Source organism: Hypericibacter terrae (genome assembly GCF_008728855.1).
Classification (GTDB): domain Bacteria; phylum Pseudomonadota; class Alphaproteobacteria; order Dongiales; family Dongiaceae; genus Hypericibacter; species Hypericibacter terrae.
The window spans coordinates 5,260,269-5,273,921 of record NZ_CP042906.1 but is presented as its reverse complement, the minus strand read 5'-3'; the positions used below and the strand labels follow the sequence as shown (position 1 = coordinate 5,273,921).

The 13,653-nt window shown below is 64.9% G+C and carries 13 protein-coding genes and 1 pseudogene; 4 read left to right on the top strand and 10 right to left on the bottom strand.

Annotated elements, in window-relative coordinates:
- Positions 1-47 precede the first annotated feature (47 nt).
- The 3 genes from FRZ44_RS24095 to FRZ44_RS24085 all read left to right on the top strand — a co-directional run bounded on the left by FRZ44_RS24095 (position 48) and on the right by FRZ44_RS24085 (position 3,802).
- The gene (locus tag FRZ44_RS24095; protein ID WP_151179576.1) at positions 48-980 is read left to right on the top strand and encodes a methyltetrahydrofolate cobalamin methyltransferase; all 933 of its coding nucleotides are present in this window, start codon (positions 48-50) and stop codon (positions 978-980) included.
- 192 nt (positions 981-1,172) lie between these two features.
- Positions 1,173-3,188, top strand: coding sequence for an ASKHA domain-containing protein (locus tag FRZ44_RS24090; protein WP_151179575.1), 2,016 nt, complete (start codon positions 1,173-1,175; stop codon positions 3,186-3,188).
- 155 nt (positions 3,189-3,343) lie between these two features.
- Positions 3,344-3,802 (top strand): DUF5063 domain-containing protein, encoded by a 459-nt coding sequence (locus FRZ44_RS24085; protein ID WP_191908282.1) that lies wholly within the window; start codon positions 3,344-3,346, stop codon positions 3,800-3,802.
- Between the two features lie 388 nt (positions 3,803-4,190).
- Here the strand turns inward: FRZ44_RS24085 and rsfS are convergent, their stop codons facing one another.
- The 4 genes from rsfS to tcmP all read right to left on the bottom strand — a co-directional run bounded on the left by rsfS (position 4,191) and on the right by tcmP (position 7,015).
- Entirely contained in the window at positions 4,191-4,595 is a 405-nt protein-coding gene (gene rsfS, locus FRZ44_RS24080; protein WP_151179573.1) for a ribosome silencing factor, read from the bottom strand.
- A 64-nt stretch (positions 4,596-4,659) separates the two neighbouring features.
- Complete coding sequence (locus FRZ44_RS24075; RefSeq protein WP_407658023.1) at positions 4,660-5,325, bottom strand: nicotinate-nucleotide adenylyltransferase; 666 nt, start codon at positions 5,323-5,325, stop codon at positions 4,660-4,662.
- Between the two features lie 55 nt (positions 5,326-5,380).
- The gene (locus tag FRZ44_RS24070; protein ID WP_151179572.1) at positions 5,381-6,145 is read right to left on the bottom strand and encodes a DUF5131 family protein; all 765 of its coding nucleotides are present in this window, start codon (positions 6,143-6,145) and stop codon (positions 5,381-5,383) included.
- Between the two features lie 6 nt (positions 6,146-6,151).
- Positions 6,152-7,015: a three-Cys-motif partner protein TcmP gene (gene tcmP / locus FRZ44_RS24065; RefSeq protein ID WP_151179571.1), complete on the bottom strand. Its 864-nt coding sequence runs from the start codon at positions 7,013-7,015 to the stop codon at positions 6,152-6,154.
- Between the two features lie 139 nt (positions 7,016-7,154).
- Between tcmP and FRZ44_RS24060 the strand changes: the two genes are divergently transcribed.
- Positions 7,155-7,877: a hypothetical protein gene (locus tag FRZ44_RS24060; protein WP_151179570.1), complete on the top strand. Its 723-nt coding sequence runs from the start codon at positions 7,155-7,157 to the stop codon at positions 7,875-7,877.
- A gap of 30 nt (positions 7,878-7,907) precedes the next feature.
- Here FRZ44_RS24060 and FRZ44_RS24055 read toward each other — a convergent pair whose 3' ends face one another.
- The 6 genes and pseudogenes from FRZ44_RS24055 to FRZ44_RS24030 form a co-directional block, all read right to left on the bottom strand.
- The gene (locus FRZ44_RS24055) at positions 7,908-9,197 is read right to left on the bottom strand and encodes a glutamate-5-semialdehyde dehydrogenase (protein ID WP_151179569.1); all 1,290 of its coding nucleotides are present in this window, start codon (positions 9,195-9,197) and stop codon (positions 7,908-7,910) included.
- Complete coding sequence (gene proB / locus FRZ44_RS24050; protein WP_151179568.1) at positions 9,194-10,330, bottom strand: glutamate 5-kinase; 1,137 nt, start codon at positions 10,328-10,330, stop codon at positions 9,194-9,196. Before proB ends, FRZ44_RS24055 begins: the two co-directional genes overlap by 4 nt.
- Positions 10,327-11,421, bottom strand: coding sequence for a GTPase ObgE (gene obgE, locus FRZ44_RS24045; protein ID WP_151179567.1), 1,095 nt, complete (start codon positions 11,419-11,421; stop codon positions 10,327-10,329). The genes proB and obgE overlap by 4 nt, the downstream gene beginning before the upstream one ends.
- A gap of 97 nt (positions 11,422-11,518) precedes the next feature.
- On the bottom strand, positions 11,519-11,776 hold the full coding sequence (rpmA, locus tag FRZ44_RS24040; RefSeq protein ID WP_151179566.1) for a 50S ribosomal protein L27: 258 nt from the start codon (positions 11,774-11,776) through the stop codon (positions 11,519-11,521).
- Between the two features lie 243 nt (positions 11,777-12,019).
- Positions 12,020-12,322: pseudogene (gene rplU, locus FRZ44_RS27430) on the bottom strand (50S ribosomal protein L21); the annotation flags it as partial.
- Between the two features lie 191 nt (positions 12,323-12,513).
- Positions 12,514-13,524 carry a hypothetical protein gene (locus FRZ44_RS24030; protein ID WP_151179564.1) on the bottom strand — a complete coding sequence of 337 codons (1,011 nt, stop codon included), beginning with the start codon at positions 13,522-13,524 and terminating at the stop codon, positions 12,514-12,516.
- Between the last annotated feature and the right edge of the window lie 129 nt (positions 13,525-13,653).

The window sequence follows — 13,653 nt, the reverse complement described above, 5'->3', positions numbered from 1 at the left end:
CCCGGCTTCCGCCCGGCTGGTTACCCCTCGAAAGGACGTTGCCTCCCATGACCCACACCGTCGTCAGCTCCGCGACCAAGGAAGTCGTGATCGGCTTCGATCGCCCCTTCGTCGTGATCGGCGAGCGCATCAACCCGACGGGCCGCAAGCTGCTCGCGGCCGAGATGGCGGCGGGCGACTACAGCCGCGTGCGCGCCGACGCGATCGCGCAGGTCGAGGCGGGCGCCCATATGCTGGACGTCAATGCCGGCATCCCGCTGGCCGACGAGCCGGCGATCCTGGCGGAGAGCATTCAGCTGGTGCAGTCCCTGACCGACGTGCCGCTCTCGATCGACAGCTCGATCGTGGCGGCGCTCGAGGCGGGCCTGAAGGTCTATAAGGGCAAGGCGCTGCTGAACTCGGTCACCGGCGAGGAAGAGCGGCTCGAGGTCGTGCTGCCGCTGGTGAAGAAATACGGCGCGGCCGTGATCGCGATCTCGAACGACGAGACCGGCATCTCGCCCGATCCCGATGTGCGCTACGAGGTCGCCAAGAAGATCGTGCAGCGCGCGATGGATTACGGCATCCCCGCCGCCGACGTCGTCGTCGATCCGCTGGTCATGCCGGTGGGCGCTCTCAACGATGCCGGCCGGCAGGTGTTCCGCCTGGTGCGCCGCCTGCGCGAAGAGCTGAAAGTGAACACCTGCTGCGGCGCCTCGAACTTCTCGTTCGGCCTGCCGAACCGCCATGGCCTCAACGCCTCGTTCCTCGCCATGCTGACCGGTGCTGGCATGACCTCGGCGATCATGAATCCGCTGCGGCCCGAAGAGATGACGGCGATCCTGGCGGCCGACGTCGCCAACGGCCATGACGAGAATTGCATGCGCTGGATCCAGAAGTTCCGCGAGCCGATCTCGGCCGACGCCGCCAACCAGGGCCAGCGCGCCGGCCGCGAGAACCGCCGCCGCCGCGCGGCGGGCGCCACCACGGAAGCGGTGTGAGCGCGGAGCGGCGCTCGATACGCCATTGCTGACGATCGCGTCATCCCCCTTCCTAACCTTCCTCCAAAATGGGGGAAGGGATAGTAAGGCTATGGCGCCTTCTTACTATTTATCCCCTCCCCCCTCGAGGGGGAGGGTCAGGGAGGGGGCCGCTCGGTCCCTCCCTATCACCGGAGGTTAAGCGCGAACATCATGGCGCAGACCCAAGACGCACTCGTTGTCTTCATGCCCTCGGGCAAGCGGGGCCGGTTCTCGATCGGGACGCCGGTGCTGCAGGCCGCGCGCAAGCTCGGCGTCGATATCGATTCGGTCTGCGGCGGGCGCGGCATCTGCGGGCGCTGCCAGGTGCTGGTTTCCGAAGGCGAGTTCATGAAGCTCGGCGTCAAGTCCGAGGCCTCGCATCTGACCGCCTTCGGCGAGGTCGAGAAACGCTATGCCGAGCGCAAGGGCCTGGCCGAAGGTCGCCGTCTCTCCTGCTCGACCCGCGTCCAGGGCGACGTCGTCATCGACGTGCCGCCCGACAGCCAGGTGCATAAGCAGGTCGTGCGCAAGCGCGCCGAGATGCGCGCGATCGAGCTCGATCCCGTCGTCACGCTCCATTATGTCGAAGTGGCCGAGCCCAACATGCATGATCCCTCGGGCGATCTGCAGCGGCTCGAGCAGGCGCTGGCCTCGCAATGGGACCTCAAGGGCCTCGATACCGACCTGCGCGTGATCCAGCATCTGCAGAAGGCGCTGCGCAAGGGCGACTGGACCGCGACCGTCGCGGTGCATCAGAAGAAGCAGATCACGGCGGTGTGGCCCGGCTTCCATGACCGCGCCTTCGGGCTCGCGGTCGATATCGGCTCGACCACCATCGCCGGCCATCTCTGCGACCTCGCCACCGGCGAGGTGGTCGCCTCCTCGGGCATGATGAATCCGCAGATCCGCTTCGGCGAGGATCTGATGAGCCGCGTCTCCTATGTGATGATGAATCCGGGCGGCGATGTCGAGATGACCAAGGCGGTGCGCGGCGCCTTGAACGAGCTGGCCGAGAATGTCGCGCGCGAAGCCAAGATCGAGAAGACCAACATTCTCGAGGTCACCTTCGTCGGCAACCCGATCATGCATCACCTGCTGCTCGGCATCGATCCGACCGAGCTCGGCGGCGCGCCCTTCGCGCTCGCCACCGACGGGCCAATCACGATCTGGGCCTCGGAGATCGATCTCCAGGTCCATCCCAATGCGCGCATCTTCGTGCTGCCCTGCATCGCCGGCCATGTCGGCGCCGACACGGCGGGCGTGATCCTTTCCGAATCGCCCCATATGTCGGTCGAGATGACGCTCATCGTCGATGTCGGCACCAATGCCGAGATCGTGCTGGGCAATCGCGACCGCTTGCTGGCCGCTTCCTCGCCGACGGGCCCCGCCTTCGAGGGCGCGCAGATCTCGGGCGGCCAGCGCGCGGCGCCCGGCGCCATCGAACGCGTGCGCATCGATCCCGAGACGCTCGAGCCGAAATTCAAGGTGATCGGCTCGGACAAATGGTCGAACGAGCCGGGCTTTTTCGAGGAGACCGCCCTGATCGGCGTCACCGGCATCTGCGGCTCGGGCATCATCGAGGCGCTGGCCGAGATGTATCTGGCCGGCATCATCAACCAGGACGGGGTGATCGACGGCGGCATGGCGGCGAAGAGCCCGCGCATCCAGCCCGAGGGCCGCACCTTCTCCTATCTCCTGCGCGAGGGCGAGCCGACCATTCGCATCACCCAGACCGACGTGCGCGCGATCCAGCTTGCCAAGGCGGCGCTCTATGCCGGCGCGCGGCTCCTCATGGACAAGCTCGGCATCGACAAGCTCGACCGCATCACGCTGGCCGGCGCCTTCGGCAGCCATATCGACGTCAAATACGCGATGATCCTCGGCATGATCCCCGATTGCGACCTGTCGAAGGTCACCTCGGCGGGCAACGCTGCCGGCACCGGCGCCCGCATCGCGCTTCTCAATCTCAAGGCCCGCGACGAGATCGCGCGCGTGGTCAAGCAGGTCGAGAAGGTCGAGACCGCGGTGGAACCGATGTTCCAGCAGCATTTCGTCGAGGCCATGGCGATCCCGCACAAGACGGCACCCTACGAGAATCTTGCGAAGGTCGTGACGCTGCCGCCGCACAAGGAAGTCGCCGGCGGCGCCGAGGCCGAGGCGCGGCGCGCAAGGCGGCGGCGGGGATAGGCTTTTACTGTCATACCGGCGAAGGCCGGTATCCATGAACACGGACCGCCGAGATTTGAACTCGATGCTTGAGTGTGCGTGGATGCCGGCCGGAGTTTAGCCTCGCACAGGCTTACGGCCCGATGCGGGGGCCGGCGTGGCGATGGGGGAAGTTCATGTCCGAGTCCGACATGATCGCGGCCGCTGAGGCCTATCTCAGCCTTGTTGATGCGCCGCCGAACTCAAGCGAGGCGCGTTTGTCCGCACTCGCCGAAACGCTCGATCGGTTGGCGTTCGTCTATCATCGTGTGACGGAGACGGATCTTCACTACGAGGTTCCCGATCGGTCGCATGATGTGTACCAAGCGGCCCACAAGGCGATGGGTCGACGCTTTCCGGAACTAGGGTTCTATGCCGTAGCAACGTCGAAGGACATCACAGCGCCGCCGATGACCGGCGATGCCATCGACGATCTGGTCGACATCGCCGACGAACTGCAGCAGGTGCAATGGCTTTGGGATAACAAATCACCCGAGGCAGCCGGCAACCTGTTCCGAGCCGGCTATCGTCTTCACTGGGGGCGGCATCTACAGGATCTGCGCGGACATTTGCACGCGCTTCTACAAGAGCCTTGAGTGGCGACTGTGGTGCCGGAGCGGGCCGGCTGGCATCCATGCACACCCGAGCATCGAGTGTCGATCTCGATGGTCGGTGGTCATGGATACCGGCCTTCGCCGGTATGACGATGAGGATGAGCGAGACTTCTTCCCCACTGTTATGCCCGCACTTGATGCGGGCATCCAGGGGGACAGGTCTCATCAACTCGGTCCGTTGCCCTGGATCGCCGGGTCAAGCCCGGCGATGACAGCACGGGGGCGTTGATGAGAGGGGTGGTGCGATGGCAGGCGCGGTTACGAAGCGCGCATAATTCCCGTCGCTTCCTCCTCGCGCGAAGCGCAAGAGGGGAAGGGGCCAAGACTCGCGAGTTGGCGGCGCCCTTAGGGGCGCCGGCGAGTCTTCAGCTCATCCCAGGGCGGCCACGCGTTCCGCTTCGGGCAGCTCCATCCTCCACATCTTCTCGAGGTTATAGAGCCCGCGAATCTCGGGGCGGAACAGATGGACGATCACGTCGCCGCCGTCGATCAGCACCCAGTCGCCCTGGCGTTCGCCTTCGACGCCCACTTGCGCGAGCCCCTTGGCCTTGAGCTTCTCATGGAGATGCTCCGCCATCGCCGCGAGCTGTCGCGAGGACCGCCCCGTTGCGATGACCATGTAGTCGGCGATGCTGGATTTGCCTTTGAGATCGATGGCGACGATGTCTTCGGCCTTGTCGTCATCGAGCGACTTCTCGACCAGGCGCAGAAGGTCGCTCGGTTTGGCCGGGTTCTTGCCCTTCCCGGCGCGGGTTGTCTTGACGATGGCGGTCACCGTGGGATGTCGAAGCGGCCGGCACCGATCTCGCTGTGCCGCGTCCGCTCAAATGACAATGGAATTATGTGCTCGCTCCTTTGCCTTCACGCCGTCCCATCCTCCGCGCGGCGCGGATCGCGGTCGCCGATGCCGGATTGAGCGGCCCGTGGATCAGAAGCCAGGCGGGCGGCTCGGCCTGCACCAACCTGCGGCCCAGCCTTTCCGGCCAGCGGGACCGCAGGAAGCGCTGCGCCGCCGGAGCGGACAGCGCCTTCAAAGAATAGGAAGGTCGGGCCAGGACCGCAACCGGCAGGAGGTGAAATATTCGTTGCCAGTCCCGCCATTTGTGGATCTGCAGCAGATTGTCGGCCCCCATCAGCCAGACGAAGCCATGGCCCGGATAGCGACGGGTCAGTTTCTCTAACGTATCGGCCGTAAACCGGGTTCCGAGTCGGCTCTCGATGTCGGTGACCCTGATCCTAGGATCGCGTGCCACCGCCCGGGCGGTCGCCATCCGCTCGGCCAGGGGGGCCATCCCGGCCTCGGGTTTCAGGGGGTTCTGAGGGCTGACCAGCCACCAGACCTCGTCCAGCCCCAGCCGGTGGAGGGCGGTCAGCGAGATCTGGCGATGGCCCTCATGGGCGGGATTGAAGGAGCCGCCCAGAAGCCCGACCCGCGGGCGCCGCCGCGCCCGGGCCGGGTCGATCACGCCATAGTGGCGTCGGGGTGTTTCCTGGGAGGCCGACAAAATGCCAGATGCTGCCGTCGTTAATATCCAGGGGTCACTAGATCATGGCCATTCGCTAGGCGCGAGCCCCATCCCGTCCGGGCATTTCGTCCCAGGTCTTTCCCCGGTACTTGCGTCCAGCCGCTTTCTTGTTCTTGCCACCCCATTGCTTGAAGAAGAAGGCCACATCCTGCCGTCGGCAGATCTGCAGAATGTCGTCTACCCAGCGAGCATCCATGGGGCGGGCGTTCGGGCCGGACTCACCGCCGACGATGGCCCAGTGAATGCCCTTCAGGCTGGGTTTGCCAACGTTATCGATCAATGGCTCGAAAGACACAAATCGGATCGCGGCCGGGACCTTTCTGAGCACTTCGATGCGGCGCGTAGTGGCCTCATTCTCAACGGAAGTTCCAAGCCACACATTCGGCAGCTTTCGAAATTCAGCTTTCCCCAGAATGTCGAGCATGCGATCTGGACGCTTCGTGAGGATCTGATACGTGTGTTGGTTCGCGGCTTCCATAGCGCTCCAAACGTCACGAATGAAGGCCTCAGGAACTCTTTCGTGAAAGAGATCGCTCATTGAATTGACAAATATGTGACGGGGCCGCTTCCAACTCAGCGGGATCTGGAGTGCTTCCTTGTCGAGCACGATTCTACCAGACCAAACATGTCGCCCGCCGCTATGTCTCGTGGTGCCTTGATAGCGTTCGAGCCCGATCGCTTGAAGGCGCGCGGCCATGCGCATCGCATAGCAATTGGTGCAACCAGGTGACACCATCGTGCATCCGGCAATTGGATTCCAGGTTGCCTCGGTCCATTCAATTCCAGTGCCGCTAGACATTATATTTTACTCTAAGATGTTGTTGGCCAGTCTGAGCGCGAGCTCGCGAGCTGCAGGCTTTGGGTTTCCAACTGCAAAGAACAGCAAATACATATTCCTTCCGTCACGATCCATTGGAACGGCCTTCTTCGCCACGCCACCCTTAAATATACTCTCTAGGCGCAGGCGAGTGTAGGACTCGATCCGCTGGAGGGTAGCTACTCGTTCGACGGAGGGCGCGTCTTCGACAAAGAGCAAGCCCTGTGACGAGACCCTATAGAAATAGTCCTCCCAATCCGTCGTTCCATAGATGCGATCCAACGCCTTTCGAAAGTGAGGTGGAACCTGCGGGTTATGGGTGACCGTTCGTGCGACGCCCATATGCGACGGAAAGAGATACCATACGTCCACACTGTGAGTTCCAGCGATAGCGCTCAGAGTCGCCCAGTCGACTTGCATTCCAAAGGGATCTAGGAAAGTTACGGCGCGATTCTCATTCCAATCAACTGAACGACAGAGGTGGATCAGTGCGTGGTTTGCATCTGCGTTGATGAACTCAATGCGATTCAGAAGATTGGGGAACTTCAGGGAAATGTTTTTCTGAAGTGCAGAAAAGTTTCCGGGCTTCTTCTCGATGAAGATGTAGCGATCAAACGGTGGCTCGACTTCGAGCGCGCGAAGCGCGGAGCCTTTGGCAATCTCAATTCTTTCCGATAGAGCGAGATGCAACTGATCGCGCGCGACTTTGGGAGTCCAATATCCCGTGCCAGCGAATGGATCGATGTAGATTTTCCGAAACGACTGATTCTTGAGGGCAATCTGGTAGGCGGAGAGGTATCTGCCGACTCTCTCAAGCTTCTCCCACGTGGAACTGCCGCCAAACTCCTGCATTGGATCTTCTTTCCTGCCAAACCGAGAAGTTCATGAAATGTTCTTATTTCTACTCGAAGTTGTCAATCTCTACAATGCGCTAACGCTCTATTGTGCTGGTTTATTCTGTTGGCTCTGATTGATCTGGGAGATGGGTCCGTTGGGTGTCGGCTATCAGGCCTCTGCGCTGCATAAAATTGCCTATCTCGTCGTGGATGAGGCCGCTCCTTCAACCAGCGAGCCCCCTTCATGGTGGAAATTGCCGCCAATTCCTGGTGCTCAGTATGCGACCGAGCCGGCCCGCGTTCGCTCTCCAACGGCAGTTGATGTCATCGCCTGGCGCGACCAGTTGGCAATTAAGTATCGCGGCCAGCTTGGCGAAGTCCTGACATGGGACGAAGCTAGCGATTTCGTAGAATCGGAGGATGCGGCAACAAGCGCCGATGTGCTTCTCCGATACGTTGCCGCCAGGATCGACGAGCGCGGTACCCAAGGGATCCGTAGCCTTATCGATGCCGAGGGGCCCCCGAGCGTCGAAATCGGGCGTGCATTAGAAGGCGCCGAGAGTCGTGGCTTCACAAGCCGGTTCCCTCAATTACTGCTTCGCTCCGCGTTCTGGTTGCCCTTTCACCGCAACATGATCATCGAAGAACCGGATTGGCAGGGAAGAACCGAACGCTTTGGATCGAACTTCCGGCTTGAGGAAGAACTGCGCGATCTCCGGATGCTGATCGCGGAGGCCGATCCCCGATCGGGGGAATGGACATCCGACCGCAGCGTGCCGACAAAGGTGCTCTGGGCTGCCTGGCAGGCCAGTGAGATGATGGGGCGTATCTGTGCCGCCGCCACCTCACGCCATCTTCCATTCTGGACGACCGGTTGAGGGGTCCCTTACCGCGTAGGGTCGGTTGGCTTAGGGCCGCACCTGGCCGCTGCCCTGCACCAAGTATTTGTAGCTGGTGAGCTGCTCGGCGCCGACGGGCCCGCGCGCATGGAGCTTGCCGGTCGAGATGCCGATCTCGGCCCCCATGCCGAACTCGCCGCCATCGGCGAACTGGGTCGAGCTGTTATGGATGACGATGCCAGCATCGACCTCGGCCATGAATTTCTTGGCCGCCGCCTCGTCCCCGGTGACGATCGCCTCGGTATGGTGCGAGCCATGGCGGTTGATATGGGCGATCGCCTCGTCGACGCCATCCACCAGCTTGATGGCGATGATCGCGTCGAGATATTCGGTGTCCCAGTCGCTGTCGTTCGCGAGCGTGACGCGACCGTCGAGCGCGCGCGTCTCGGCATCGCCGCGGAGCTCGCAGCCGGCCTTGGCGAGGTCGTCGAGGATCGGCGGCAGATGGGTCCTGGCCACGCGGCGATCCACCAGCAGGGTCTCGGTCGCTCCGCAGACGCCGGTGCGGCGCATCTTGGCGTTGAGCACGATCTTGCGCGCCATGGCGAGATCGGCCGCACGATCGACATAGGTGTGGCAGTTGCCGTCGAGATGCTTCAGCACCGGGATCCGGCTCTCGGCGGCGACGCGCTCGATCAGCGATTTGCCGCCGCGCGGGATCACCACATCGATCAGGTCGTCGAGCTTCAAGAGCTCGCCGACGGCGGCGCGGTCCTGTGTCGGCAGGCGCGTGATGGCGGCGTCGGGCAGGCCGGCGCTCTTCAGCCCGCGCTTCAGGCTGGCGAGGATGGTGCTCGAGGAATTCACGCTCTCCGAGCCGCCGCGCAGGATCGCGGCATTGCCGGACCGCAGGCACAGCACGGCGGCATCGGCTGTCACGTTCGGCCGGGATTCATAGATGATCGCGATGACGCCCAGCGGCACGCGCACCCGCGCGATGTGAAGGCCGTTGGGCCGATCCCACTCGGCCATCACCTGGCCCAGCGGATCGGGCAGGGCCGCCACCTCGTCGATGCCCTTTGCCATCGCTTCGACACGCTTGGCGTCCAGCTTGAGGCGGTCCTTGAGGGCTGGCGTCAGGCCGCCGGCCGCCGCCATGTCCTTGTCGTTGGCGGCGAGGATCAGGCTGGCATCTTCGCGGACCGCCGCGGCCATGGCCTTGAGGCCCGCGGTCCGCTGCTCGGCCGTCGAGAGCGAGAGCTGCAGGGCCGCGTCCTTCGCGGCGCGGGCCACGGCGCGGACCTCCGCGGCCAGGCCGGCATTCTCAGGCTTGGTCTGGGGCTGGGCGGTGGCGCTCATGACCGGCTCAACACGAGGTCGTCGCGGTGGATCATCTCGTCCCGGCCACGATAACCCAGCAGGGTTTCGATTTCCCGGCTCTTATGGCCCTTGATCCGGCGCGCATCCTCGGCCGAATAGGCCGAGAGCCCGCGCGCGATCTCGCGGCCCTGGGCATCGGCCACGACGACAGCATCGCCGCGCTCGAAGCGGCCCTCGACTGTGACGACGCCGGCGGGCAGCAGGCTCTTGCCCGAGCTCAATGCTTTCAAGGCGCCGTCATCCACCACCAGCTTGCCGACCGGCTTGAGCGCGCCCTGGATCCAGGTCTTGCGCGCGGTCAACGGCGTGGCGGCCGGCAGGAACCAGGTGCAGGTGCCGCCCTCGCGGATGGCGCGCAGGGGATTCATCATGCGGCCATTGGCGATCGCCATGCGGCAGCCGGCGCCCAGCGCAACGCGCGCGGCGGTGAGCTTGGTCACCATCCCGCCCGAGCTGTAGCCGGGGAGCGCCTCGCCCGCCATCGCCTCGATCTCGGGCGTGATCTCGGTGACCTCTGGGATGAAGCTCGCCTCGGGATTGCGGCGCGGATCGGCGGTGTAGAGTCCGTCGATGTCGGAGAGCAGCACCAGCGCGTCGGCGCTGACCATGGCGGCGACGCGGGCGGCGAGGCGATCATTGTCGCCGAAGCGGATCTCGGCGGTCGCGACCGTGTCGTTCTCGTTGATCACCGGCACGCAGCCGAATTTGAGCAGCGTCGAGAGCGTCGAGCGCGCATTGAGATGGCGCCGGCGTTCCTCGGTGTCGCCCAGCGTCAGCAGCACCTGCGCCACGGTGATGTCGTGGCGCGCGAGCGTCTCCTGATAGGCATGGGCGAGACGGATCTGCCCGGTGGCGGCCGCGGCCTGCTTCTCCTCGAGCTTGAGGCCGCCATCGAGCAGGCCCAGATGGCGCCGCCCGACCGCGATGGCGCCCGACGAAACCAGCAGCACCTCGGTGCCGGCCTTCCGGATTTCGGCCACGTCGTCGGCCAGCGCGTCGAGCCATTGCCGGCGGATGGCGCCGGTCTTGTCATCGACCAGCAGCGCCGAGCCGATCTTCACGACGAGCCGCTTCGCGTGAGCCAACCCGGCTTTCGCGCGCGCGCCGCTCATTCGTCGATATCCCTGGCTTCGGCATCCTCCGCTTCGGCGCCGACGATCTCCACGTTTTCCATCTCGGCTTTCTTCGCGGCCTTGGCTTCGGCTTCGGCCGCACGGCGGGCTTTCACCTCGGCGAAGGCCGCGCGCATCAGCTCCTTCACGCCCTTGCCGGCGGCGCCCGAGACGCGGAACACCTTGCCGCCCGAGGCGCGCGCGAGCTTGCGCGCCTTGGACTGGATCTCGGCCTCGTCGAGCGCATCGATCTTGTTGAGCGCGACCAGCTCCTTCTTCTCGGCCAGGCCACCGCCGTAGACCGCGAGCTCCTCACGCACGGTGCGGTAATCGCGCGCGACATCGTCGGAGGTACCGTCCACCAGATGGATCAGCACGCCGCAGCGCTCGACATGGCCGAGGAAGCGCGTGCCGAGCCCGGCCCCTTCCGAGGCGCCCTCGATCAGTCCGGGGATGTCGGCCAGCACGAACTCCGAGCCGTCGGTCGCCACCACGCCCAGCTGGGGATGCAGCGTGGTGAAGGGATAGTCGGCGATCTTGGGCCTGGCCCGGCTGGTGGCGGCGAGCATGGTCGATTTGCCGGCATTGGGCAGACCCACCAGCCCGGCGTCGGCGATCAGCTTGAGGCGCAGCCAGACCCAGCGTTCCTCGCCGGGCCAGCCGGGATCGCCGCGGCGCGGTGCCTGGTTGGTCGAGGTCTTGTAATGCTGGTTGCCGAAGCCGCCATCGCCGCCCTTGCAGAGGATGGCGCGCTGGCCGGGCTCGGTCAGATCGACCAGCACCGTCTCCTTGTCCTCGTCGAGCACCTCGGTGCCGACCGGCATCTTGATGACGAGATCGGGCGCGCCGGCACCGGTGCGGTTCTTGCCCATGCCATGGCCGCCCTTGGGCGCCTTGAAATGCTGCGTGTAGCGGAAATCGATCAGCGTGTTGAGGTTGGGGACCGCCTCGACGATGACATGCCCGCCGCGGCCGCCATCGCCGCCGTCCGGTCCGCCGAACTCGATGAATTTCTCGCGATGGAAGCTGACGGCGCCGGCCCCGCCGTCACCGCTTCGCAGATAGATCTTGCACTGGTCGAGAAATTTCATGGCTCGGACTTGCGGACAAAGGAAAAGGGGGAACGGCGACGCCGTTCCCCCTTCCTATTCCGTTGCTTGGGCCTGGGGCCGGCGTCTTGTTATGACGTCAGCTCTGCGGGTCCACCGAGACGAGGGTCCGGCCGCCGGTGGCGCGCTTGAAGCGCACCCGGCCGTTGCTGGTCGCGAAGATCGTGTGATCGCGCCCCATGCCGACATTGTCGCCGGGATGATAGGTGGTGCCGCGCTGGCGCACGATGATGTTGCCCGAGAGCACCGTCTCGTCGCCATACTTCTTCACGCCGAGGCGCTTGCCGGCCGAATCGCGGCCGTTGCGGGAGCTGCCGCCTGCTTTTTTGTGAGCCATGGTTGGTTACTCCTCGCTCTTCTTCGAGGCGGCCTTCTTCTTGGCCGCCGGCTTCTTGCCCGCCGACTTCGCGGCGGCCTTGGGCGCTGCCTTCACCGCCGGCTTCTTGACGGCGGCCTTGCGCTTGGCACCGGTCGTCGCGGTCAGGGCGGTGTGCGAGGCTTTGCTCTTCTCGGCATTGGCCTGGGCCGCCGACTTGGCGGCGTCCTTCGCCGAGGCGTCGAGCGTCTTGCCGTCGGTCAGGATGTCGACCACACGCAGGAGCGACAGCGGCTGACGATGACCGCGCTTGCGCCGGTAGTTATGGCGGCGCTTCTTCTTGAAGATGATGACCTTGTCGGCCTTGATCTGGTCGATCAAGGTGGCGGCGACGCTGGCGCCCGCAACCAGGGGCTTGCCCACGGTCGTCTGGCTGCCGTCGCCGATCATCAGCACTTCGTTGAATTGCACGAAATCCCCGCTGGAGCCCGGAACGGTCTCGACGCGGATGATGTCGTTCTTGGCGACCTTGTACTGCTTGCCGCCGGTCCTGAACACTGCGAACATGGCTTAAACGCTTGATTTTGTTATGGAAGCGCAGTCGACCGAAGAGCCGCCTGAACGCGAGGGCGGGACTATAGCGGTAACCGTTTTGGTGTCAACTTGATTCAACCCCCGGGCCTCGCGGGAAACCCTGTCCGGCAAGGCCTTTAGCCCCTTTTCGGGCCGCCGAGACGTTTGGTCGCCGGGCCCACGCCCTAGGCCGCGAGGCGCAACTGCCGGGTGGCGGGCCCGCCCGGCTCGAAGCCCCAGACCAGCAGCTCGCCGGTCGCGGCATTGGCCTCGACCGCCAGCCGGGTCTCGCTGTTCAGGATCGGTGCCTGCAGCCAGTCGAAGTCGCGGGCCCCCCTTGCCAGTGCCTCCAGCATCATGCGCCGCCGCGGCCCGGTCTCGCTGCCGCGGGGCATGCCCTTGAGGCGGGCGCCCAGGAAATGGTTGGAAACGGCGGCCGGTGCTTCATGGAGGAAGACCCGGTTCTCGAGCCGCTCGATCACCACCGATTCATGCGGCTTGGTGCCGGAGAGGACGAAGAAGGCCGGCAGGCAGAGCGGCGTCTCGGCGATCATTGTCTTGGCCGCCGCGAAATCGGGCGCCTGTTCGAACACCTGGCGCAGGAGATGGGCGGGCGGCAGTGCGCGGCTGCGGCCGACATTGATCCGGTCGACCAGCCAGTCGGCCAGCATCAGGCCGGTGCGTCGGCGCAAGGGCGGCTGGTTGAAGGCCGCGGCAAATCGCCCCGGCGCCATCGCGGTCAGCGTGCCGACGAAACCGGGCCAGGTCACATTGAGCCAGGGACCCGCGACACCCTGCTGGCGCGCCACCACGACATGGCGGCCCAGGCCCGGCAGGGGCCAATCCAACACGCGCAGGAGGCGCGGACCGTCCCGAACATGGTCGCGATCGGCGCCGGTGGTGCAGGCCCATTCATAGCTGATGTTGAGAAGATGCGTGCCGGCGGCGCCCAGCTCCGCCGCGATCTCGTCGATCTCGCGCAGGTAAGGATTGGCCTGCTTCTCGAGCCAGCGCCGCGAGCGCTTGTCGCCATAGGCGAGGGCCCAGCCCGGATAGCTCGCATGGCCGACGCCGAGAAGGGCGGCGGCGCGCTGGCGCTCGCGCCGCGCGAGCTCGGCCATGTCGCCCCGCCCCAGATCGATGATCGGAATCTCGGGCAGCGACTGCAGGCTGGACAGTTTCGCGGAAAGGTTCATGGCGGGAGAGATAATGCGCCCATCCCGGTGAAACAACCAATAAGGCGCCAGGAGCTCGAATCTGTCGTCGGGCTCTCCCGGCCACGCTCTCCCTATGCTAGGCAGGGCGCTCGGATTTCGCCGCGGGGG